At 71.5% G+C, this 21,885-nt stretch carries 19 protein-coding genes and 1 pseudogene; 13 read left to right on the top strand and 7 right to left on the bottom strand.

Features of this window, described 5'->3' with window-relative positions; translation table 11 throughout:
* The first annotated feature begins 13 nt into the window (after positions 1 to 13).
* The 6 genes from P2L57_RS28975 (at position 14) to P2L57_RS28950 (ending at position 6,821) form a co-directional block, all read left to right on the top strand.
* The gene (locus tag P2L57_RS28975) at positions 14 to 964 is read left to right on the top strand and encodes a helix-turn-helix transcriptional regulator (RefSeq protein WP_275819362.1); all 951 of its coding nucleotides are present in this window, start codon (positions 14 to 16) and stop codon (positions 962 to 964) included.
* Between the two features lie 9 nt (positions 965 to 973).
* Positions 974 to 1,210, top strand: coding sequence for a CpXC domain-containing protein (locus P2L57_RS28970; protein WP_275819360.1), 237 nt, complete (start codon positions 974 to 976; stop codon positions 1,208 to 1,210).
* A gap of 24 nt (positions 1,211 to 1,234) precedes the next feature.
* Positions 1,235 to 1,438 carry a hypothetical protein gene (locus tag P2L57_RS28965; protein WP_275819358.1) on the top strand — a complete coding sequence of 68 codons (204 nt, stop codon included), beginning with the start codon at positions 1,235 to 1,237 and terminating at the stop codon, positions 1,436 to 1,438.
* 231 nt (positions 1,439 to 1,669) lie between these two features.
* Entirely contained in the window at positions 1,670 to 2,590 is a 921-nt protein-coding gene (gene tatC / locus P2L57_RS28960) for a twin-arginine translocase subunit TatC (RefSeq protein ID WP_275819356.1), read from the top strand.
* Between the two features lie 129 nt (positions 2,591 to 2,719).
* Positions 2,720 to 5,557, top strand: coding sequence for a DEAD/DEAH box helicase (locus P2L57_RS28955; protein ID WP_275819354.1), 2,838 nt, complete (start codon positions 2,720 to 2,722; stop codon positions 5,555 to 5,557).
* A 145-nt stretch (positions 5,558 to 5,702) separates the two neighbouring features.
* Positions 5,703 to 6,821 carry a winged helix DNA-binding domain-containing protein gene (locus P2L57_RS28950; protein ID WP_275819352.1) on the top strand — a complete coding sequence of 373 codons (1,119 nt, stop codon included), beginning with the start codon at positions 5,703 to 5,705 and terminating at the stop codon, positions 6,819 to 6,821.
* Here the strand turns inward: P2L57_RS28950 and P2L57_RS28945 are convergent.
* The 3 genes from P2L57_RS28945 to P2L57_RS28935 form a co-directional block, all read right to left on the bottom strand.
* A complete protein-coding gene (locus tag P2L57_RS28945) occupies positions 6,805 to 7,770 on the bottom strand; it encodes an ADP-ribosylglycohydrolase family protein (protein WP_275819350.1) in 966 nt (321 codons plus the stop codon). The genes P2L57_RS28950 and P2L57_RS28945 overlap by 17 nt on opposite strands.
* Before the next feature lie 173 nt (positions 7,771 to 7,943).
* Positions 7,944 to 8,789, bottom strand: coding sequence for a siderophore-interacting protein (locus P2L57_RS28940; protein ID WP_275819348.1), 846 nt, complete (start codon positions 8,787 to 8,789; stop codon positions 7,944 to 7,946).
* A gap of 66 nt (positions 8,790 to 8,855) precedes the next feature.
* Positions 8,856 to 9,773 carry a 5'-3' exonuclease gene (locus P2L57_RS28935; protein ID WP_275819475.1) on the bottom strand — a complete coding sequence of 306 codons (918 nt, stop codon included), beginning with the start codon at positions 9,771 to 9,773 and terminating at the stop codon, positions 8,856 to 8,858.
* A gap of 177 nt (positions 9,774 to 9,950) precedes the next feature.
* On the opposite strand from P2L57_RS28935, the gene P2L57_RS28930 reads away from it, so the two are divergent.
* From P2L57_RS28930 to P2L57_RS28920, 3 genes and pseudogenes are all read left to right on the top strand, one after another.
* Positions 9,951 to 11,027, top strand: a complete 1,077-nt coding sequence (locus P2L57_RS28930) for a quaternary amine ABC transporter ATP-binding protein (protein ID WP_275819346.1) — start codon at positions 9,951 to 9,953, stop codon at positions 11,025 to 11,027.
* A pseudogene (locus P2L57_RS28925) lies at positions 11,020 to 12,813 on the top strand (ABC transporter permease/substrate binding protein); the annotation flags it as partial. The gene P2L57_RS28930 and the pseudogene P2L57_RS28925, both read left to right, overlap by 8 nt.
* Positions 12,814 to 12,913: 100 nt before the next feature.
* Positions 12,914 to 13,633 (top strand): helical backbone metal receptor, encoded by a 720-nt coding sequence (locus P2L57_RS28920; RefSeq protein ID WP_275819344.1) that lies wholly within the window; start codon positions 12,914 to 12,916, stop codon positions 13,631 to 13,633.
* Here the strand turns inward: P2L57_RS28920 and P2L57_RS28915 are convergent.
* Complete coding sequence (locus P2L57_RS28915; protein WP_275819342.1) at positions 13,602 to 14,723, bottom strand: TDT family transporter; 1,122 nt, start codon at positions 14,721 to 14,723, stop codon at positions 13,602 to 13,604. The genes P2L57_RS28920 and P2L57_RS28915 overlap by 32 nt on opposite strands.
* 70 nt (positions 14,724 to 14,793) lie before the next feature.
* On the opposite strand from P2L57_RS28915, the gene P2L57_RS28910 reads away from it, so the two are divergent.
* Entirely contained in the window at positions 14,794 to 15,744 is a 951-nt protein-coding gene (locus tag P2L57_RS28910) for a LysR family transcriptional regulator (protein WP_275819340.1), read from the top strand.
* 58 nt (positions 15,745 to 15,802) lie between these two features.
* Here P2L57_RS28910 and P2L57_RS28905 read toward each other — a convergent pair whose 3' ends face one another.
* The 3 genes from P2L57_RS28905 to P2L57_RS28895 all read right to left on the bottom strand — a co-directional run bounded on the left by P2L57_RS28905 (position 15,803) and on the right by P2L57_RS28895 (position 18,170).
* Positions 15,803 to 16,270, bottom strand: a complete 468-nt coding sequence (locus tag P2L57_RS28905; protein WP_275819338.1) for a hypothetical protein — start codon at positions 16,268 to 16,270, stop codon at positions 15,803 to 15,805.
* Positions 16,271 to 16,633: 363 nt separating this feature from the next.
* Positions 16,634 to 17,353 (bottom strand): gamma-glutamyl-gamma-aminobutyrate hydrolase family protein, encoded by a 720-nt coding sequence (locus tag P2L57_RS28900; RefSeq protein ID WP_275819336.1) that lies wholly within the window; start codon positions 17,351 to 17,353, stop codon positions 16,634 to 16,636.
* A 49-nt stretch (positions 17,354 to 17,402) separates the two neighbouring features.
* Entirely contained in the window at positions 17,403 to 18,170 is a 768-nt protein-coding gene (locus tag P2L57_RS28895; RefSeq protein ID WP_275819334.1) for a FadR/GntR family transcriptional regulator, read from the bottom strand.
* Between the two features lie 82 nt (positions 18,171 to 18,252).
* Here P2L57_RS28895 and P2L57_RS28890 point away from each other — a divergent pair, with 82 nt between their 5' ends.
* Genes P2L57_RS28890 through P2L57_RS28880 form a run of 3 tightly spaced genes read left to right on the top strand, consistent with a single transcriptional unit; the run spans position 18,253 to position 21,817 of the window.
* Positions 18,253 to 19,635, top strand: a complete 1,383-nt coding sequence (locus tag P2L57_RS28890) for a glutamine synthetase family protein (protein WP_275819332.1) — start codon at positions 18,253 to 18,255, stop codon at positions 19,633 to 19,635.
* 8 nt (positions 19,636 to 19,643) lie between these two features.
* Complete coding sequence (locus P2L57_RS28885) at positions 19,644 to 21,020, top strand: aldehyde dehydrogenase family protein (protein ID WP_275819330.1); 1,377 nt, start codon at positions 19,644 to 19,646, stop codon at positions 21,018 to 21,020.
* Positions 21,021 to 21,025: 5 nt separating this feature from the next.
* Positions 21,026 to 21,817 (top strand): 3-oxoacyl-ACP reductase, encoded by a 792-nt coding sequence (locus P2L57_RS28880; protein WP_372515971.1) that lies wholly within the window; start codon positions 21,026 to 21,028, stop codon positions 21,815 to 21,817.
* Positions 21,818 to 21,885 lie beyond the last annotated feature (68 nt).

The following is a 21,885-nucleotide window of genomic DNA, read 5'->3' as shown; positions in this document are numbered from 1 at the left end:
GAGACCAGAAGCGATGTCCAACGCGATCGACCAGACCCGCCGGATGCTCTCCCTCGTCACGTACCTGAGGGAGCGGCCCGGCGCCCACGTCAGCGACGTGGCGCGGGCCTTCGGCGTGACCGAGGCCGAGCTGATCGGCGACCTCAACGTGCTGCCGATGTGCGGGACCAGTTTCCGCGGCGGCGACCTGCTCGACATCGACACCGACGGTGAGCGGATCTGGTGGCACAACGTCGACGATGTGGCCCAGCCGCTGCGGCTGGCCGCCGACGAGGCCACCGCGCTGCTGGTCGCGGCCCGGGCGGTGGCCACCCTGCCGGGGCTGCGGGACAGCGACCGCCAGGCGCTGCTGCGGGCCTGCGCCAAGCTGGAGGCGGCGGCCGGTGAGGCGGCGGGCGCCAGCGCCCGGCTCTCGGTCACCTTCGAGTCCGAGGGCAGCGTCTTCGCCGATGTCGACCGGGCGATCGCCGAGCGCCGCAGGCTGTGGATCCGCTACTACTCACCCGCGCGCGACGAGCTGACCGAGCGCGAGGTGGACCCGATCAGGCTGTTCGCGGTAGGCCACACCTACTTCGAGGCCTGGTGCCGGTCGTCCGAGGACCGCCGGATGTTCCGCCTGGACCGGGTCGCCGAGATCAAGCTCCTGGACGCCCCCGCCGACCCGCCCAGGATCGAGCCGCGCGACCTGTCCGCCGGGCTGGTCCAGCCCGCCGGTGACGACCCTGAGGTGGTGGTCGAGGTCGGCCCGGGCGGCCGCTGGGTCGCCGAGTACTACCCGCACGACAGCGCGGAGGAACTGCCCGACGGGGGGTTGCGGATCACGCTGCGCACCCCTGACCCCGGTTCGCTGCGCCGGCTGGCGCTGCGGCTCGGCCGTGACGGCCGGATCGTCTCCCCCCAGGCGCTGGCCGACAGCGCGCGGGCGGCTGCCGAGCAGGCACTGGCGGCCTACGGCGAGGAGTGAGGACGCGACATGCAGGTGCCCACGATGCACAGCGTGGTCTACAAAGCGGCGTGCCCGGACTGCCGGGGCCGCTTCGAGCTGGCCGCACCGGCACTGCGGCTGGCCATAGGCCGGACCGCCAGGACCACCTTCTACTCGTTCACCTGCCCCGACTGCGGAGCGTCGGTGCGCAAGCCCGCGGGACAGCGGATCGTCGCCCTGCTGACCAGCGGCGGGGTACGCACCATGCGGCTGCACATCGGATGACGCACGGCCGCTAGGCTCGCGGACATGCTCTGGATCCTCCTCGCCACCGCCCTCGCGTTCTGCGGCATCGCCGTCCTCGGCGTCCTCGGCATCCGGGTCTACGTGGAGGTGCGGCGGCTCGCCCGGCAGATCGGCGACAGCTCGCAGGCGCTGGCCAGCGCGGCCGAGGAGTTCCAGCGCGACGCCGAGCCGCTGGCCGCCCGCGCCGGTACCGCCGTCCGGCACTGACCCGGCGGGCAGCGGTCGGCCTGGCACCGCGCGGCGCCGGGCCGAGGGTAGGCTGATCGTCGCGGCCCGTACGCGCGGCGCGGGCGGCCACTTGGCGGCCCTCGGGGGATTGCCGGGCGTTCACCACCGCGCGTTACGATCGCTGTCACCGAGAAATGACGCGTACGTAAGTGCCCCGACCGGTACACCAAGCCGATGACGACCGGCTGCCGCACGAGATAGGGACGTGGGTTGCTCAAGTCCGCCCGCAAGACGAAGGACCCCGAGGGGCGGATGCCGCTCGCGGACCACCTCCGTGAGCTGCGCAACCGCTTGCTGAAGTCGCTGCTCGCGATCGGCGCGGTCACCGTCGTCGCACTGGTCTACCACACCCAGCTGGCCGACTTCCTCACCCAGCCGCTGCGCAGGTCGGTCGGCTGTGTCTCCGGGTTCAACCAGATCGCGAAGCACGGCGAGCACTGCGCGACGCTCAACATCAACGGGCTGCTGGGTCCGTTCACCGTCATGCTCAAGGTCGGCCTGATGGCGGGCGTGGTCGTGGCCTCGCCGGTCTGGCTCTACCAGGTGTGGGCCTTCCTCGCGCCCGGTCTGCACAGGCACGAGAAGAAGTACGCGCTGAGCTTCGTCGGCGCCGGGTTCCCGCTGTTCCTCGGCGGTGCCTGGTTCGCGTACACCATCATCCCGACCACCGCCAAGGCGCTCATCGGCCTGACCCCGGACCATGTGACCAACCTGGTGCCGCTGGAAGGCTACTTGGACCTGCTGGTGCGGATGGTGCTGGTCTTCGGCCTCTCCTTCGAGCTGCCGCTGCTGCTGGTGCTGCTCAACTTCGGTGGAGTGCTGAGCGGGCGCCGGATGCTGGGCTGGTGGCGCTGGATGGTCATGGGCATCACCGTCTTCTCCGCGATCGCGGTACCCAGCCCCGACCCGCTGTCGATGCTCGCGCTGGCCGCGCCGATCTGTGCCCTGTTCTTCCTGGCGGTCGGCATCTCGCTGCTGCACGACAAGCGCAAGGCCCGCCGCTCGGACGACGGGCTCAGCCCCGACGAGGCCTCCGATCTCGACCTGACCCCTGAGGCCCTCCCCGAGATCGAGCCGGTGTCCGCCCCCTCGGCGACCGATTCGCACGACGGCTTCGACGACGCCACGTAGCCCGCGGGACAGGGGGCACCGTCCCCCCGGGAGCGAGGTCCGGGCGCGGCCCCGGCGGGCCCGGGGCGGAGCCCCGGAGACAAAAGATCAAGCACGTTGTCACACCCGGCCGGTAGGCTCGAAAGCACAATGACGGACGAGATCTCACCAGCCGAGCGGTACGCCGACGCCCGGCGCCGCGCCGCCGAGCGGGCCACCGCGCTCGGTTCCTTCCGGGAGATGTACGACTTCCCGCTGGATCCCTTCCAGATCGAGGCCTGCCAGGCCATGGAAGCCGCAAAGGGCGTTCTGGTCGCCGCGCCGACCGGATCCGGCAAGACCATCGTGGGCGAGTTCGCGGTCCACCTGGCGCTCGCCGAGGGCCGCAAGTGCTTCTACACCACGCCCATCAAGGCGCTGTCCAACCAGAAGTACGCCGACCTCGTGAAACGTTACGGCCCCGAGAAGGTCGGGCTGCTCACCGGCGACAACAGCGTCAACGGCGACGCGCCCGTGGTCGTGATGACCACGGAGGTGCTGCGCAACATGCTCTACGCGGGCTCCCAGGCGCTCAGCGGCCTCGGCTACGTGGTGATGGACGAGGTGCACTACCTCTCCGACCGCCTCCGCGGCGCGGTCTGGGAGGAGGTCATCATCCACCTCCCGGAGTCGGTGACCCTGGTGTCCCTGTCCGCGACGGTCTCCAACGCCGAGGAGTTCGGTGACTGGCTGGACACGGTACGCGGCGACACCGAGGTGATCGTCTCCGAGCACCGCCCGGTCCCGCTGTGGCAGCACGTACTGGCCGGACGCCGGATGTACGACCTGTTCGAGGAGACGGACGGCGGATCGTCCGGCAACCGCAAGCTGGAGGTCAACCCCGACCTGGTGCGCATGGCGCGCACCCAGAACACCCTGGCGTACAACCCGCGCGACCGCCGTCGCCGCGGCTTCGAGGCGGACCGCGAACGGGAGCGCCGCCAGCGGGCCAGGGTGTGGACGCCGGGCCGCCCCGAGGTGATCGAGCGGCTCGACGCCGAGGGCCTGCTGCCCGCCATCACCTTCATCTTCAGCCGCGCGGGCTGCGAGGCCGCGGTCCAGCAGTGCCTCTACGCGGGCCTGCGGCTCAACGACGACGAGGGGCGTGCCAGGGTCCGCGCCATCGTCGAGGAGCGCACCGCCGCCATCCCCGACGAGGACCTGCACGTCCTCGGGTACTTCGAATGGCTCGAAGGCCTGGAGCGGGGCATCGCCGCACACCACGCGGGCATGCTGCCGACCTTCAAGGAGGTCGTGGAGGAACTGTTCGTACACGGCCTGGTCAAGGCGGTGTTCGCCACCGAGACACTGGCGCTCGGCATCAACATGCCCGCGCGCTCGGTGGTGTTGGAGAAGCTCGTCAAGTGGAACGGCGAGACCCACGCCGACATCACGCCCGGTGAGTACACCCAGCTCACCGGACGCGCCGGACGACGCGGCATCGACGTCGAGGGCCACGCCGTGGTGCTGTGGCAGCGCGGTCTGGACCCGGTGGCGCTCGGCGGTCTCGCGGGCACCCGTACGTACCCGCTGCGCTCCTCGTTCAAGCCGTCGTACAACATGGCGGTCAATCTGGTCGGACAGTTCGGGCGGCACCGTTCGCGTGAGCTGCTGGAGACCTCCTTCGCCCAGTTCCAGGCCGACAAGTCGGTGGTCGGCATCTCGCGCCAGGTGCAGCGCAACGAGGAGGGCCTCGCGGGCTACCGGGAGGGCATGACCTGCCACCTCGGGGACTTCGAGGAATACGCCCGGCTGCGGCGGGAGTTGAAGGACCGTGAGGCCGAACTGTCCCGGCAGGGCGCCGCACAGCGCAGGGCCGCGGCGGCCGAGGCGCTGGAGCGGTTGCGGCCGGGCGACATAATCCACGTTCCGTCCGGCAAGTTCGCGGGACTCGCCCTGGTCCTGGACCCGGGCGTACCCGCCGGACGCAGCACCGGCCGCCACCATCCGCGGTACGGCGGGCAGAGCTACGACGACGGGCCCCGCCCGCTGGTGCTCACCGCCGAGCGGCAGGTCAAGCGGCTGGGATCGGTGGACTTCCCGGTGCCGGTCGAAGCGCTGGACCGGATGCGGATCCCCAAGACGTTCAACCCGCGCAGCCCGCACTCGCGACGAGATCTGGCCTCCGCCATGCGGTCCAAGGCCGGAACCGCCGGGATCCACCCGCCGAAGCGGCGCAAGCAGCGTGCCGCGGCGGCCGATGACACCGAGATCGCCCAGCTGCGCTCCGCGATCCGCGCGCACCCCTGCCACGGCTGCGACGAGCGCGAGGACCACGCCCGCTGGGCCGAGCGCTACCAGCGGCTGCGTCGCGACACCCAGGCGCTGGAGCGGCGCATCGAGGGCCGCACCAACACCATCGCCCGCACCTTCGACCGCATCTGCGGACTGCTCACCGAACTGGACTACCTTGAGGGTGACCGGGTGACCCCGGACGGACAGCGACTCGGCCGGCTCTACGGCGAGTTGGACCTGCTCGCCAGCGAGTGCCTGCGGGACGGGGTGTGGGACGGGCTCGGCCCCGCCGAACTCGCCGCCTGCGCCTCGGCGTTGGTGTACGAGGCCAGGTCCGCCGAGGACGCCCTGCCGCCGAAGCTGCCGAACGGTCAGGCCCGGGATGCGCTCGCGGAGATGGTCCGTATCTGGGGTCGGCTGGACGCCCTGGAGGAGGAGCACAAGATCAACCAGACGGAGGGCGTGGGCCAGCGCGAGCCGGACCTGGGCTTCGCCTGGTGCGCCTACCGCTGGGCGTCCGGGCACAGTCTGGACTCGGTGCTGCGGGAGGCGGACATGCCCGCGGGTGACTTCGTGCGCTGGACCAAGCAGTTGATCGACGTACTGAGTCAGATCAGCGAGGCCGCCCCGCAGGACAGCCCGGTGCGCCGCAACGCGCGCAAGGCGGTCGACGGGCTGCTCAGGGGCGTGGTGGCCTACTCGTCGCTCGGCTGAGCCCCGGGCCGCGTCCCACGGCGCGTCGCCACTGAGCGCCGTGCGACGCGGTGCCGGACGGATCGGGGCCCGGTTCGTCAATCCTGCTTCCGCGAAGGCCGGTTGCGGACCGTTCCTGACCGCGAGGGGCCCTACGGTGATCCCCATGGACGCGATAAGACCGGGCAGCGTACTGAGTACACGTGCGCTCAACAGGGCCTTGCTGGCGCGGCAGTTGCTGCTGCGCCGCTCGCCGCTGACGCCGCTGCAGGCGCTGGAGCATCTCGTGGGGTTGCAGGCGCAAGCGCCCAATCCGCCCTACCTCGGGCTGTGGTCCCGGCTGGAGCGCTTCCGCTTCGATGACCTCGCTGAGGCGGTCGTCGAGCGGCGGGCGGTACGGCTCACGCTCATGCGCGGCACCGTCCATCTGGTCAGCGCACGCGATGCGCTGGCGCTGCGGCCGGTCGTCCAGCAGGCGCTGGTCCGCCAGGTCGACACCGCGTTCGCCCGCAAGGTGGCGGGCGTGGACCGAGCCGAACTCATCGCCGAGGGCCGTGAGTTGCTGAACGGCGAGCCGGTGGTCTTCAGCGAGCTGGGCAGGCTGCTGCAGCGCCGATGGCCGCAGCACGCGGCGTCCGCACTGGCCAACGTGCTACGGGCAGAGGTCCCCCTGGTGCACGTTCCGCCGCGCGGTGTCTGGGGGCGCGGCGGGCGGACCACCCACACCACCGTGGAGTCCTGGCTGGGCCGCCCGGTCGACGCTCGCCCCGACCCGGAATCGATGCTCCGCCGCTACCTCGCCGCCTTCGGCCCGGCCACCGTCGCCGATCTGCGGACCTGGTCCGGCGTGCCGGGCTGGGGGCCGGTCGTGGAGCGGCTGCGGCCGGAACTGGTCGGCTACCGGGACCCGCAGGGCCGGGAACTGCTGGACCTGCCGGGTGCGCCGCTGCCCGATCCCGAAACGCCCGCACCGGTACGGCTGACGGCCGAGTTCGACAACCTCACCCTCTCGCACGCCGACCGCAGCCGGGTGATCTGCGAGGACCACCGCAAGAGGCAGCAGACCCGGAACGGCATCGTGCCCGGCGCGCTGTTGGTGGACGGCTTCGTGGCGGGGCAGTGGCGGCTGGACACCGCCCGCCGGGCGGCGACCGTCACCATCGATCCGTACACCGGACTGTCGTCCGCCGACCGGTCGGCCGCAGGCGCGGAGGCGGCCAGGCTGCTGGCCGCGGTGGCACCCGAAGGCGTCGCGCACGAGGTGCGGATCAACTCCGCCGAGTGACCGGGTCGGCCTCCGCGCGGCTCCCGTCGCCGTCCAACTGGCGGGCCAGTGCGGCCAGTTGCGCGGTTCGCCAGCTACGGCCCGGGCAGCCCGGTACGGGTACCCACAGTGCCTGTGTCCAGCGATCGGGGATGGCGTCGATCCCGTAGACGGCCCCGGCGAGTCCGCCGGTGACGCAGCCGACCGTGTCGGTGTCGCCGCCGAGGTCGATGGCGGCGCGGACCGCGTCCTGGTAGCTGCGGGTGCGGCGCAGCGCCCAGACGGCGGAGCCGAGGCAGGGCCACACCGCGCCGTTGAACTCCGTGGCGTGATCGGGGTGCCAGTCGGGAGCGAGCACCCGCGACCAGCGCTCGCGGTGTTCGGGATCGACGTACGGGAGCGTGGCCGCGACGGCGGCGGCCGGATCCTCGCCGTCCAACGCGACCCGCAGCAGCTCGTGGAAGACGGCGGAGGCCTCCCACGCCGCCGGGTCGCCATGGGTGAGCGCGGCCAGTCCGCGGGCCGCCTCCATGGTGGCCTCGCGTCCGGCGGTGGCGAAGAACACCGCGGCGGTAATGGACCGCGTCAACGCGCCGTTCCCCGCGGCGCGCTGGTTCCTCCCGAAGTGCCGGGCGGCGGCCAGGTCCCAGGGCTCGCCCGGGGTGAGCACCGCCTCGGTCCGCAGACCCATGTCCTTCGGCTCGGCGGCGGCCCACCGCTGGATGCGGGCGAAGACATCGGACGGATCGAATCCACCACGTGCCAGCAGTGAGTCGGCGACCAGCACCGCCATCCGCGTGTCGTCGGTGGCCTCACCCGGCTCCCCTCCGCCACCGCCGCACATCTGCCCCACGCCGTCCGGGAAGCGGGCGGAGTACGCCCCCGGTGGGCCGAACACGAAGGGCGCGCCGAGCGCGTCCCCCACCGCGGAACCCACGACCGCTCCGGCAACCCGCTTCGCACGCCGCATGATCAGGGAGGCTATCGGCTCCCTCGGTCCCGCCTGGCGGAGCTCGCCGGGCCGTACCGCACCGTGCACCGCGTACGGCCGAACATCTCGGCGGGTACGCCGATCGCGGGCCACCGGACCGGGGCGAGGCGCTCAGCCGGGACGCGCGGCGGCCCCGGCTGACGCCTCGTCGTTCAGGCCGCGGCGGGCTCCTGCTCCGCCTCCACCTGCTGGTTCCACTCGCGCTTGGTGGCCTGCCAGCCGTCCTCGTCCGAGCCGCGCCGCCAGTAGCCGGAAATGGACAGCCGTTCGCGGTCGATTCCCCGGTCCACACGCAGCAGTCGGCGCAGTTCCTTCACGAAGTGCGCCTCGCCGTGCACGAAGGCATGCGGGGTGCCGGAGGGGAACTCCAGGGCCTGTACGGCGGCCACCAGCGCGTCGCCGACCGGGCGCGAGCCGCGGTGCAGCCAGGTGACCCGGGCCCCGGCCGTGGCGTTCAGCTGCTGCTCCTCCGTCGCGTCCGCCACCTCGATGAACGCATGGCAGACCGCGCCCTCCGGCATCCGCTCCAGCGCGGCGGCTATCGCCGGAAGGGCGCTCTCGTCACCGGCGAGCAGATGCCAGTCGGCCTTCTCGTCGGGCGCGTACCCGCCGCCCGGACCGAGGAAGAGGACCTCCTCGCCGGGCTGGACGCGGGCCGCCCACGGTCCGGCCAGACCCTCGTCCCCGTGGTGCACGAAGTCGACGCTGAGCTCGCGCGCCTCGGCGTCCCAGTGCCGCACGGTGTAGGTGCGGGTACGGGGCCACTGGTCGCGCGGGAAGTCCGCGCGGATCGCCTGGATGTCGAACGGCTCGGGGTAGGCGACCCCGTCCACCGGGAAGAGCAGCTTGATGTAGTGGTCGGTGCACTGCCCCGCGGTGAAGCCGTCGAGTCCGTCGCCGCCGAGGACGACCCGGATCATATGTGGGGTCAGCCGTTCGACGCGGACCACACGCCCCCGGGTGACCTGCTGTTTTCTACGCTGCGGACCGTCCGCCATGAAGACTCCCCTGACCGTCGAATGACTTAGGCAAGCCTAACTAATGCGGCGGTGATGCGGTACCGGTCAACCCGGCTGCCGCTGGGACAGCGCCGTCAGCACGCGCTGCAGCGATCCGCCGAGCCCCCACCGGGTGTCCAGTGCCCCGAGCGCCTCCGGGTCGCGCGGCTGATGCGGCAGTGCCGTGCTCACCTCCGGGAGCGGAACGTCCCCCGCGACCCGGACGACCTTCGGAGCCACGGCGAGATAGCGGCGGCCCTCGTTCAGCCGCTTGCGCTGGGAGGGAGTGAGCTTGGAGCCCAGATCGTCGACGGCGGCCAGCACTCCGGCCAGGTCGCCGTAGCTCGCCAGCAGCTTGGCCGCGGTCTTCTCGCCGATGCCCGCCACCCCGGGCAGTCCGTCGCTCGGGTCGCCGCGCAGCAGTGCCAGTTCCGCGTAGCCGCGCCCGTCCACCCCGTACTTCTCCCGCAGCGCCGCCTCGTCGGTGATGTGCAGGGTGCCGACGCCCTTGACCGGATACAGCACCCGTACCCCGCGGGCGTCATCCACCAGCTGGTACAGGTCGCGGTCTCCGGTGACGATGTCCACCGGCCCGTTCGAGCGGGCGACGAAGGTGCCGATGACGTCGTCGGCCTCGTACTGCGGGACCCCCACCCGTGCGATACCGATCGCGTCCAGCACCGCCTCGATCACCGGCACCTGGGGGGAGAGGGCGTCCGGCACGTCCTCGACGTCGGGCCCCGTCGCGGTCTCCTGCGCGACCCGGTGTGCCTTGTACGACGGGATCAGGTCCACCCGCCACTGCGGCCGCCAGTCGGCGTCCATACAGGCCACCAGGTCGTCGGGGGAGTGGTCCTCGACCAGCCGGGCGATGAAGTCCAGCAGGCCCCGCACCGCGTTCACCGGCGTGCCGTCGGGCGCCTTCACCGATTCGGGAACGCCGAAGTACGCGCGGAAGTACAGGCTCGCGGTGTCGAGAAGCATCAGACGTGGGCTCACCCGATCGATGATGCCCTACCGGTCGCGAGTGGCGGTCGCCGCACCCGCTGCTTTCTGTGATCTCGGCCACGGATTGTTTGCATGGGGAGAATTCGGGCAGCCGCCCGCCGGACCGGACCCGGCGCACGGCGGGTCGTTTTTCGTTCGACCCGAGAGGTGCCAGTGTCCAGCCTGCAGGCCGACCATTTGTTCAAAGTCTTCGGGCGGCGGCCCCAAGACGCGGTACGCGAACTCCAACAGGGCGCCGACCGGGACGCGTTGCGGGAGCGCGGCAGCACGGCCGCGGTGATCGACGCCTCCTTCACCGTCGAGGCGGGCGAGATCTTCGTCATCATGGGACTGTCCGGCTCCGGTAAGTCCACCGTGCTGCGGATGCTCAACGGCCTGCTGGAGCCCACTGCCGGACGCGTGCTGTTCGACGGTCAGGACCTGACCGCGCTGACGTCCGGCGAACTGCGCGGGGTGCGCTCGCACAAGATCAGCATGGTCTTCCAGCACTTCGCGCTGTTCCCGCACCGCAGCGTGCTGGAGAACGCCGCCTACGGGCTCGAGGTACAGGGCGTACGGCGCGACGAGCGGCTGCGCCGGGCGGCAGAGGCGCTGGACCTCGTCGGCCTGAAGGGGTGGGAGAAGTCCTGGCCCGACGAACTGTCCGGCGGTATGCAGCAGCGGGTGGGCCTGGCCAGGGCGCTGGCCACCGACGCCGAACTGCTGTTGATGGACGAGTCGTTCAGCGCCCTCGACCCGCTGATCCGCCGCGACATGCAGGACCAACTCCTGGAACTCCAGCGGCGTCTGCACAAGACCATCGTCTTCATCACCCACGACCTCAACGAGGCGATGCGGCTCGGTGACCGCATCGCCGTGATGCGCGACGGCCGGATCGTGCAGCTCGGCAGCGCCGAGCGGATACTCGTCGAGCCGGCCAACGACTATGTGGCGTCCTTCGTGCAGGACGTGGACCGCTCGCGGGTGCTCACCGCGGCGGCGGCCATGGTGCCGCCGTCCCGGCCCGACGCCGGTGACTGCGGCTGCCAGACCGTCACACCGCGGACCACGCTCGCGGAGCTGCTCGCGGTCAGCGCCCGGGTCCCGCACCCGGTCGCGGTACGCGGCGAAGGGGGCGAACTGGTCGGCGTCGTCCCACGCCAGCGGGTGCTGACCCTGCTCGGCGACTACGACGGGCCGCAGGTGCCGTGCGATCTGTCTCCCCGGGAGAAGGAGGCCGCCGGTGCCTAGGCTGCAACTCGGTCACTGGGCCGACAGCGCGGTCGCCTTCCTGCGCGACCATCTCGGCTGGCTCTTCGACCTCGTCACCGCCGTCGTCTCGCACATGTACGACGGCGTCAACGCGGTGCTGTCCGCGCCCGAACCGCTGCTGCTGGCGGGCATCTTCGCGGTGCTGGCACTGTGGCTGCGCGGGCTGACCGCCGGTGTCCTGGCCTTCGCGGGCTTCGCGCTCATCGACTCCGTCCAGCAGTGGGACGCCGCGATGCAGACCCTTTCGCTGGTCCTGGTCGCGACGGTGATCACCATCGTGCTCGCCGTACCGCTGGGCATCTGGGCCGGTCGCAGCCGCACCGTCAGCACCGTGCTGCGGCCGGTGCTGGACGTCATGCAGACGATGCCCGCCTTCGTCTACCTGATCCCGGGCATCTTCTTCTTCGGCCTCGGGGTGGTACCGGGCGTCATCGCCACCATCGTCTTCGCCATGGCGCCCGGGGTCCGGATGACCGAACTCGGCATCCGGCAGGTGGACGGCGAACTCGTCGAGGCCGCCGAGGCGTTCGGCACCACCGCGCGCAACGTCCTGCTGCGGGTGCAGCTGCCGCTGGCGCTGCCCACCATCATGGCCGGTATCAACCAGGTCATCATGCTGGCGCTGTCCATGGTCGTGATCGCGGGCATGGTCGGCGCGGGCGGCCTCGGCGCCTCGGTCTTCACCGCGATCAGCCAGGTCAACGTGGGGCTGGGCTTCGAAGGCGGCACCGCTGTCGTCATCCTCGCCATGTATCTGGACCGGATGACCGGCGCCCTCGGCAGTCAGGTCTCCCCGCTCGGCCGCCGTGCCCTGGCCAAGGCCGACGCGCTGCGCGGCGCGCGGATCTGGAGCTACCGGCCGAACACCGCGGTCGCCATGGCGGGCATCGTGGTCCTCGCCCTGGTCGCCGGGGGCATGGGCGTCTTCGGCGGATCCGGCGGCGGAACGCAGGTCGCGGCGGGCAAGGACGTGGGCAAGGGCAAGACCGTCAACCTCGGATACATCCCCTGGGACGAGGGCATCGCCTCCTCGTTCCTTTGGAAGGAGGTGCTCGAACAGCGCGGCTACACCGTCAACGCCAAGACGTACGACGTCGGCGCCCTGTACACCGGTATGGCCGGCGGCTCCATCGACTTCGAGACCGACTCCTGGCTGCCCACCACGCACGCCCAGTACTGGCAGCAGTACGGCAAGGACCTGGCCGACCTCGGCTCGTGGTACGGGCCGACCTCGTTGGAGATCAGCGTTCCCGGTTACGTGAAGGACGTGAAGTCGCTCGCCGACCTGCGAGGCAAGGCCTCGGCATTCGGCGGCCGGATCATCGGCATCGAGCCGGGCGCGGGTGAGATGAACCTGCTGCGCACCAAGGTCCTTGCCGCGTACGGGCTGGACAAGGAGTACCAGCTCACCACCGGCAGCACCGCGGGCATGCTGGCCCAACTGGAGCGCTCGTACGCCAAGAAGGAGCCGGTGGCGGTGGTGCTGTGGTCGCCGCACTGGGCGTACAGCAAGTACTCGCTGACCAAGCTGCAGGATCCGCAGGGCGCCTTCGGCACCGGTGACCGGATCCACACCCTGGCGTCCAGGAAGTTCGCGAAGAACGATCCGGCGGTCGCCGGATGGCTGAAGAACTTCCACATGGACGAGAAGGACCTGACCGGTCTGGAGGCGGCGATCCAGGACGCCGGGCAGGGCAACGAGCAGCAGGGGGTGCGGACCTGGCTGAAGTCGCACCCCGGCCTGGTCGACAAGATGGCACCGGTCTCCGGGCACTGATGCCTACCGGGGGTCTGCGGGCCACCCCGCGGACCCCCGCCTGACCAGCGGGGCCGACCGGCGCCGGCGGATCGGCGAAACTGTGGTCATGCGTGTCGTCTCGCTCGTCCCCTCGCTCACCGAGGCCGTCGCCGCCACCCGGCCGGAACTGCTGGTCGGCGCCACCGACTGGTGCAGCCACCCGTCCGACCTCGACGTCGTCCGGATCGGCGGCACCAAGAACCCGGACACCGAACGGATCGCCGCCCTTTCGCCCGACCTCGTCATCGCCAACGAGGAGGAGAACCGCCCACCGGACCTGGCCGCGCTGCGTGACGCCGGGCTTGACGTCCTGGTCACCGAGGTTCGCACCCTGGAGCAGGCGTTCACCGAACTCCACCGGGTGCTGGTCGACGGCTGCGGGCTGCCCCGTCCGGCCTGGCTGGCCGAGGCCGAAGCCGTCTGGCGGCGGGTTCCGCCGACCACCCGCCGGGTCCCGGCCATCGTGCCGATCTGGCGGCGGCCCTGGATGGTGTGCGGACGGGACACCTTCGCGGGCGATGTGCTCGCCCGCCTCGGTGTCGGCAACCTCTACGCCGGTCACCCCGACCGGTATCCGCGCATCCCGATCGGTGAACTGAACGCGTCCGGGGCCGAGTTGGTGGTACTGCCCGACGAGCCGTACCGCTTCACCGCCGACGACGGCCCGGAGGCGTTCCCCGGTCTGCCCGCGGCACTGGTCAGCGGGCGCCATCTCACCTGGTACGGGCCCTCGTTGCGGGAGGCGCCGGACGTCATCAGCGCGGCGCTGCGAGCAGCGCACCGCTGATCAGTCCGCGAGCCGTCCGCAGCGCGGCGGTGCCCCAGGCCGCCACCAGCAGTACGTACAGCCCGGCGGCCAGCCAGCCGAAGACATCCGTCCCGGTGTGCCGGGCCAGGCTCGCCGCGCCGGTGACACAGGTGCCGACCGGGAAGGTGAACGCCCACCACGTCATCGCGAACGGCATGCCGCGGCGTGCCGCGCGTACCACCATGGCTCCGGCCAGTGCCAGCCACAGCAGGGCGAAACCCGTCACCGGCACCCCGTACAGCACCGCGAAGCCGCCCATCAGATGCGCGTACCAGGCCTGGCCCAGGCCGGGTGCGGCGTCGGCGACGTTGCCCACCGCGGTGGTCGACTGGCCGAGCGGTCCCAGCACCAGGAACAGCGTCGGGGTGAGCGCGAGCGGCAACGGCCCCTCGTACGTCAGCCGGGCGAAGACCACCGGCAGTATCACCAGCGTCGCCAGCAGACTGAGCCCGAACATCGCATAGCAGCCCAGCAGCATCGCCGCCCGCCACTGGCCGTTCGGCAGATGCGGCACCAGCGCCGGGCCGGTCGCGGCCGACACCATCGGCGCCACCACCGGCAGCAGCCACACCGGCGACGCGCTGCCCCGGGCGATCTGGTGCCTGGCCACCATCAGATACGGGATCGCCGTGGCGATCAGCAGACCGGTCGCGGTGCCCGCCACCCACAGAGCCGCGTCCACTGCGACCGCCGCCGGTGTCCCGATCACCCCGGCGCCGACGGACAGCGTCCCGGCGCCCACCGCGAGCAGGGCCATCGACAGGCAGCCGTAGAACGGCGCGACCGCCGGGTCGAGCAGTTGCTCCCTGGCCCGGTCGGCGTGCCGCAGCCAGTGCCCGGCGCGGGCGCCGAGCAGGGCGGCCAGCATCGCCGCCGACAGCGCCCAGACGATGACGCACGGGGTGCGCAGCCAGGACGGATGACCGGGCAGCGCGGCACCCGCGTTGGCCACGATGGCGGTGCCCATCACGGTCGCGTACCAGTTGGGACCGAGCTGCCGCAGCGGTGCCGCCGACGGGCGGTCCGGCTCGGTCGGGGCGGAGGAGCGCACGGGCGCGAGAGTGGCCATGCCTCCACGCTCGCCGCCCGCTGTCCCGCTCACCAGGGGGTATCTGTCTATGAGGGCATAAGCTGGGGTTATGAGTGGCGAGAGTGCGAGACAACCGCTGTCCTACCGGGTGCCGGATCTCGGCGCGATGGAACTACTGCTCGCCGTAGCCCGGCTCGGCAGCCTCGGCCGGGCCGCACGGGAACTCGGCATCACCCAGCCCGCCGCCAGCAGCCGCATCCGCGCGATGGAACGGCAACTCGGCGTGGGGCTGGTGACCCGCTCGCCGTCCGGCTCCCGGCTCACCGACGCCGGGGCGCTGGTCACCGACTGGGCGCGCCGGGTGGTCGAGGCGGCCGAGGAGTTCGACGTGGGCGCGCAGGCGCTGCGGGACCGCCGCGACTCCCGGCTGCGCATCGCCGCCAGCATGACCATCGCCGAGTACCTGCTGCCCGGCTGGCTGATCGCGCTGCACGGCCAGCGGCCCGGCACGGCGGTCTCGCTGCTCGCAGGGAACTCGGCGGCGGTGGTCCGCCGGTTGCGTGACGCGGAGGCCGAACTGGGTTTCGTGGAAGGCGTCGACGTGCCGGGCGGCCTTGACGCGGTGACCGTCGCGAAGGACCGCCTGGTCGTCGTCACGGCACCGGGCCACCCATGGTCGAAGCGCCGGCGACCGGTCCCGGCGCGGGAGTTGGCGGCGACCCCGCTGATCCTGCGGGAGGAGGGCTCCGGCACCCGCCAGGTGCTGGATGCGGCCCTAGCGGGACACGGCGGCCTCGCGGCGCCACTGCTCGAACTGTCCTCGACCACGGCGGTCAAGGCCGCGGTGATCAGCGGTGCGGGCCCCGCCGTACTGAGCGAACTCGCCGTCGCCGACGAACTGGCGGCCCGCCGGATGGTGGAAGTCCCGGTCGAAGGCGTCCGGTTGACCCGCGAGCTGCGCGCCGTCTGGCCTACCGGCCAACGCCCGACGGGCCCTTCACGTGATCTGCTGTCACTGACGCGGGGACGGCCGGGGGTGGCCGTGCACGACCGGACCTGACGCCGGGCCGCTGCCCGAGCGGTTCCACCGCGCGGGGCTCAGCCCCGGCCGACCGTGGTCAGTCGAACCGTACGCAGACCGTCACCGGAAGCGTGGCCGTCCAGGTCCGGGTGTTGTAGTCGTACGCCTGCGCGTAGGCATTGCTGAACGGAGCGCAGGGAGCGAGCAGCGTCGTCTCCACATAGATGGTCCCACCAGGGGTGATGGGGTGCGGCTGAGCTATCACGACCCTTGAGAAGGCCACCGTGCCGTTGTTGTACCTGACGAACAGGGCGACCCGGCCGCCCATGGTGAAGTAGCCGCCGCCGATCTTGAGATGCCCGTTGAAGGCGTACTTGAACAGGAAGGGCGCGCGCAGCGGGTCCTTCCTGAGATCGGTCGAGGTGACCGCTCGGCTCGACGCCGCCGGTGTGGCGGGCACCGCGGGGGCCGCCGTCGTGACACCGAGGACAGCCGCGGCGGTCGATACCGCGGCCACCGCGAAGCGCCGTGTCCGGTTGCGCTTCGAGCGGACGAGCGGGCGCATGACCTCTCCTCGACAAGGTGAGGAAGTCGGGGTTGCCGACCGGTCCGCGCGCATCGCACAGGGGCGGCCCTGACCCGGCCGGTGCTCCGCCCGAGCCGGTATCCCGCGGTCGCGAGCTGGGCGACCGCTCGCGGACCTGGTGACTCGCAGGATCTCGAAGGGCTCGACCGCCCGCGGATCGTCAGCCGTGCACGGCCGGACCAACACTCTGCTCGTTCAGCAAGTCTAGGTTGCCCCCTATGACCTCACAACTCGCGACAAAATATGCTGGCCCCCAAGTGTCCGCGTTCCAGTGGGTTGTTGGATCACCCGTGAACGAGCCGCGCCACCAGGCGGCCGGAGTGCTCCGGCCGGCGCCAGTACTCAGCCGACCGTCTGTGCCGCGTCCGTCGCCGCCATCACCAGTGCGCTCAGTACGCGGGGGTCGTCGGCCATCTCCGGATGCCACTGGACGGCCAGGGCGAAGCGGGCGTTCGGCAGCTCCACCGCCTCCACGGTGCCGTCGGCCGCGTGGGCGCTGGGGATCAGGCCGCTGCCGAGGCGACGTACGGCCTGGTGGTGGAAGGTGGGAACGTCCACCGGTTCCGGCAGCGCGGCGGCCAGCCGGGTGCCGGAGACCGGGAAGATCCGGTGGCTGCCGAAGATGCCGTCCGCCTCGGCGTGGCCGGTGTGGCCCACCTCGTCCGGCAGATGCTGTACCAGGGTGCCGCCCAGTGCGACGTTGAGCAGTTGCATTCCGCGGCAGATGCCGAGCAGCGGGGTTCCCGAGGCCAACGCGGCCTCGATCAGCGCGAGTTCCCATGCGTCGCGCTCCCGCGCGGGTGGCCCGGTCCTCGGGTGCGGCTCGGCCGAGTAGCGGCTGGGGTCGACATCCTCCCCGCCCGCGATCACCAGGCCGTCCAGGCGCGCCACCGCCTCCCGCGCCGCCTGCGGGTCATCCGGCGGGAGCATGACGGCCAGTGCCCCGGCCGCCTGCACGATGCGCGGATAGCCGGCCGGCAGCAGCGCCGCGGGCATGTCCCACACCCGATAGCGTGCCGAGGCCTCCCAGTACGTGCTGATGCCGATCAGTGGCCTTCCCACCGGTGTCCTCCCGTCGCCGCCAATGGATCGGGATAGTACCTTTGGTGCGTCACGTGAGGAAGCCGCGCAGCAGCGCCGCCGTCCCCGCGCAGTGCTCCCGCATCACCTCGCGTGCGCCCTCGGCGTCGCCCTCCAGGATCGCGTCCAGCAGCACCGCGTGCTGGGCCTGTGAGTGCTCCAGGTTCCGCACCAGCAGCGGGATGCAGTCCAGCAGGTCGTTGACCCGGGCCCGCGTCCCGGCGTACGCGGCGGCCAGCGACGGCGACCCCGACAGCTCGGCCAGTGTCAGATGCAGCCGCGTGTCCAGTCTGCGGTAGTCGGCGAGCGGTGCGTCCTTCGTCGCCGCCAGGCAGGCCCGCAACCGGTCCTGCTGCTCCCCGTCGAGCTCGCGGGCCGCGCACAGCTCCGCCGCGCCGACCTCCAGCACCTCGCGGAACCGCAGCACATCCTCCACGTCGGCCTCGGCGACCCGGCGCCGCAGCTCCTCCTGGGACTGCCCGCCGGACGACTCGGCCGTCAGGTTCCCGGCACGGTAGCGCACGAACGTCCCGCCGTAACGGCCGCGCCTGCTCTCCACCAGACCCTGCTCCTGGAGCACCTTCAGCACCTCGCGGAGCGTCACCCGGCTGATCCGCAGCCGATCCGCCAACTCCCGCTCCGACGGCAGCCGTTCGCCGTAGGGAACCAGGCCGAGCCGGAGCACCTGGAGTATCTGCTCCAAGGCCTCCTCGAAGCCGCTGCCCGCCCGCACCGGGCGCAGTACGGGCGCCAGCCGGTCGGCTTCGTGCGCCCGGCCGTTCTCCTGCGAACCGCTCATAGGTCCTCCTCGAAAGGCCTTCCCAACCAATGGTTTCTGTGCATACCTTAGGGCTCCGGTCCACTGACAGGAGGCCCACCTCGTGGCAGACCGCACACCGCCACTCACCGTGGACGAGCTACGACGGCTCGTCGACACCGGTGCGATCGACACCGTCGTCCTCGCCTTCACCGACATGCAGGGGCGTCTGCAGGGCAAGCGCTTCGCGGCGCCCTTCTTCCTCGACGAGGTGCTGGAGCACGGCACCGAGGGCTGCAACTACCTGCTGGCCGTCGATGCTGACATGAACACGGTGGACGGTTACGCCATGTCCTCGTGGGAGCGCGGCTACGGCGACTTCGCCATGCACGCCGATCCCGCGACACTGCGCCGTACTCCCTGGAACGACGGCACCGCACTGCTCATCGCCGACCTGGCCTGGCACGACGGCTCACCGGTCACTGCCTCACCGCGGCAGATCCTGCGCCGCCAGCTCGACCGGCTCGCCGAACGCGGCTGGTCCGCCTACGTCGGCACCGAGCTGGAGTTCATGGTCTTCAACGACACCTACGAGGACGCCTGGAACCGCGGCTACCGGCAGCTGAACCCGGCCAACCAGTACAACGTCGACTACTCCGTGCTCGGCACCGGCCGCGTCGAACCGCTGCTGCGCCGCATCCGCAACGAGATGGCCACCGCGGGGATGACCGTGGAGTCGGCCAAGGGCGAGTGCAACCTCGGCCAGCACGAGATCGCGTTCCGCTACGACGAGGCGCTCACCACGTGCGACCAGCACGTCATCTACAAGACCGGCGCCAAGGAGATCGCCGCCCAGCAGGGCTCCGCGCTGACCTTCATGGCCAAGTACGACGAGCGCGAGGGCAACTCCTGCCACATCCACCTCTCGCTGCGCGACGAGTTCGGCCAGCCGGTGTTCGCCGACCCGGGTGGCGAGTTGGGCATGTCGAAGACCATGCGGCACTTCCTCGCCGGACAACTCGCCGCGCTACGCGACTTCACCCTGCTCTACGCGCCCAACATCAACTCCTACAAGCGCTACCGGCCCGGTTCCTTCGCCCCCACCGCCGTCGCCTGGGGGCCCGACAACCGCACCTGCGCGCTGCGGGTCATCGGCCACGGCCACTCGCTGCGCTTCGAGAACCGGGTGCCCGGCGGCGATGTCAATCCCTACCTGGCGGTCGCCGGAATGATCGCCGCGGGTCTGCACGGTGTGGACAACGAGCTGGAACTGTCCCCCGCGTGCACCGGCAACGCCTACACCGGCAACGCCTACACCGGCGACGCCGAGCACGTCCCGGCCAGCCTGCACGAGGCGGCACGGCTCTGGCAGGGCAGCACGCTGGCCCGGGCCGCTCTCGGTGACGACGTCGTCGACCACTACAGCAACATGGCCCGCGTGGAGCAGGACGCCTTCGACTCCGCCGTCACCGACTGGGAGCGCTACCGCTCCTTCGAACGCATGTGAGGAGCCCCGTGCCCGACCACCCCACCGAGCACCGGGTGCTCAACCCGGCAACCGAAGAACTCATCGCCACCGTTCCCGCGACCGCGCCCGAAGAGGTGGACGCCGCCGTCCGCCGCGCGGCCCGGGCCCAGACCGGCTGGGCCGCCACCAGCGCGGCCGATCGCGCCCGCCTGCTGCGCCGCTTCGCCGCGACCGTGGACCAACACCTTGAGGAACTCGCCCAGTCGGAGGTGCGGGAGGCCGGGCATCCGGTCGGCAACGCCCGCTGGGAAGCGGGCAACGTACGCGACCTGCTGGAGTACGCGGCCGGGGGAGCGGAGCGGCTGTCCGGGGCGCAGATTCCGGTGCCCGCCGGACTCGATGTCACCTTCCACGAACCGCTCGGCGTCATCGGTGTCATCGCCCCCTGGAACTTCCCGATGCCGATCGCCGGCTGGGCCACCGCGCCCGCGCTCGCCGCCGGTAACGCCGTGCTGCTCAAACCGGCGGAGACCACACCGCTGACCGCGCTGCGGCTCGCCGAACTCGCCCTGGAAGCAGGCCTCCCGGAGGGGCTGTTCCAGGTACTGCCGGGCGCCGGACCCGTCACGGGGGCCGCCCTTGTCGACCACCCGGGCGTCGCCAAGATCGTCTTCACCGGGTCCACGGCCGTCGGCAAGCGGATCATGGCCCGGTGCGCGGACCAGGTGAAGCGGGTCACCCTCGAACTCGGCGGCAAGAGCCCCAACATCGTCTTCGCCGATGCGGACCTGGAGAAGGCCGCGCAGGCCGCCCCGATGTCCTTTCTGGACAACACCGGCCAGGACTGCTGCGCCCGTAGCCGCATCCTCGTCCAACGCACTGTCCACGACCGCTTCCTGGAACTCCTCGAACCGCACATCAAGGCGGTCACCGTCGGCGACCCCACCGATCCGGCCACCCAGATGGGGCCGCTGATCTCCGCCGCGCAACGCGACCGGGTCAGGTCCTATGTGCCCGAGGACGCCCCCGCCGCCATTCGCGGCAGCGCACCCACCGGCAAGGGCTTCTGGTACCCCGCGACCGTCCTCGCCGGGCTGCCCGAGGACGACGCCGCCGCCACCGAGGAGATTTTCGGGCCGGTCGCCGTGGTGCTGCCCTTCGAGGACGAGGCGGATGCCGTACGGCTGGCCAACGCCACCCGCTACGGGCTGGCCGGATCGCTGTGGACCCGGGACGTGGGCCGCGCGCTCCGCGTCTCGCGGGCGGTGGCCGCGGGCAATCTGTCCGTCAACTCCCATAGCGCCGTGCGCTACTGGACCCCCTTCGGCGGATTCGGCGAATCCGGCCTCGGCCGCGAACTCGGCCCCGGCGCGCTGGCCGCCTTCACCGAGACCAAGAACGTCTTCATCAGCACGGAGGAATGACACCAGTGACCGCACAGACCGAAGATGTCATCTGCCGCCGGCTCCCCGGCCGTACCGCCGTCGTCACCGGAGCGGGCAGCGGCATCGGCCTGGCGACGGCCCGCCGTCTCGCCTCCGAGGGGGCGAACGTCGTCTGCGCCGACATCGACCCGGCGGCCGGCGAGACCGCGGCCGCCCAGACCGGCGGCTCCTACGTCCGGGTCGACGTGACCGACGCCGAGCAGGTGGAGGCGCTCTTCCGGACCGCCTACGACACCTACGGGTCCGTCGACATCGCGTTCAACAACGCCGGTATCTCACCGCCCGACGACGACTCGATCCTGACCACCGGCATCGACGCCTGGCGCCGGGTGCAGGAGGTCAACCTCACCTCCGTCTACCTGTGCTGCAAGGCCGCACTGCCGTACATGCAGCGCCAGGGCAAGGGCTCCATCATCAACACCGCGAGCTTCGTCGCCGTGATGGGCGCGGCGACCTCGCAGATCTCGTACACCGCATCCAAGGGCGGTGTGCTGTCGATGTCCCGTGAGCTGGGTGTGCAGTTCGCCAGGGAGGGCATCCGGGTCAACGCGCTGTGCCCGGGGCCGGTCAACACCCCGCTGCTACGGGAACTGTTCGCCAAGGACCCGGAGCGGGCCGCGCGGCGGTTGGTGCACATTCCGCTGGGGCGCTTTGCCGAGGCCGACGAGATCGCCGCCGCGGTCGCCTTCCTGGCCAGCGACGACTCCTCGTTCATCACCGGCGCCGAGTTCCTGGTGGACGGGGGCATCGCGGGGGCTTACGTCACCCCGCTCTAGCCCTTCCGGCGGATCTGTTGGGGGCGGTGCGGGTCGGGGGGCGGTGCGGTGGGTTGCGGTGGGTTTGG

This window comes from Streptantibioticus ferralitis, assembly GCF_029223525.1.
Lineage (GTDB): Bacteria > Actinomycetota > Actinomycetes > Streptomycetales > Streptomycetaceae > Streptantibioticus_A > Streptantibioticus_A ferralitis.
Note: the sequence above shows the minus strand (reverse complement) of the source record. Positions and strands in the feature narration are given on the sequence as shown.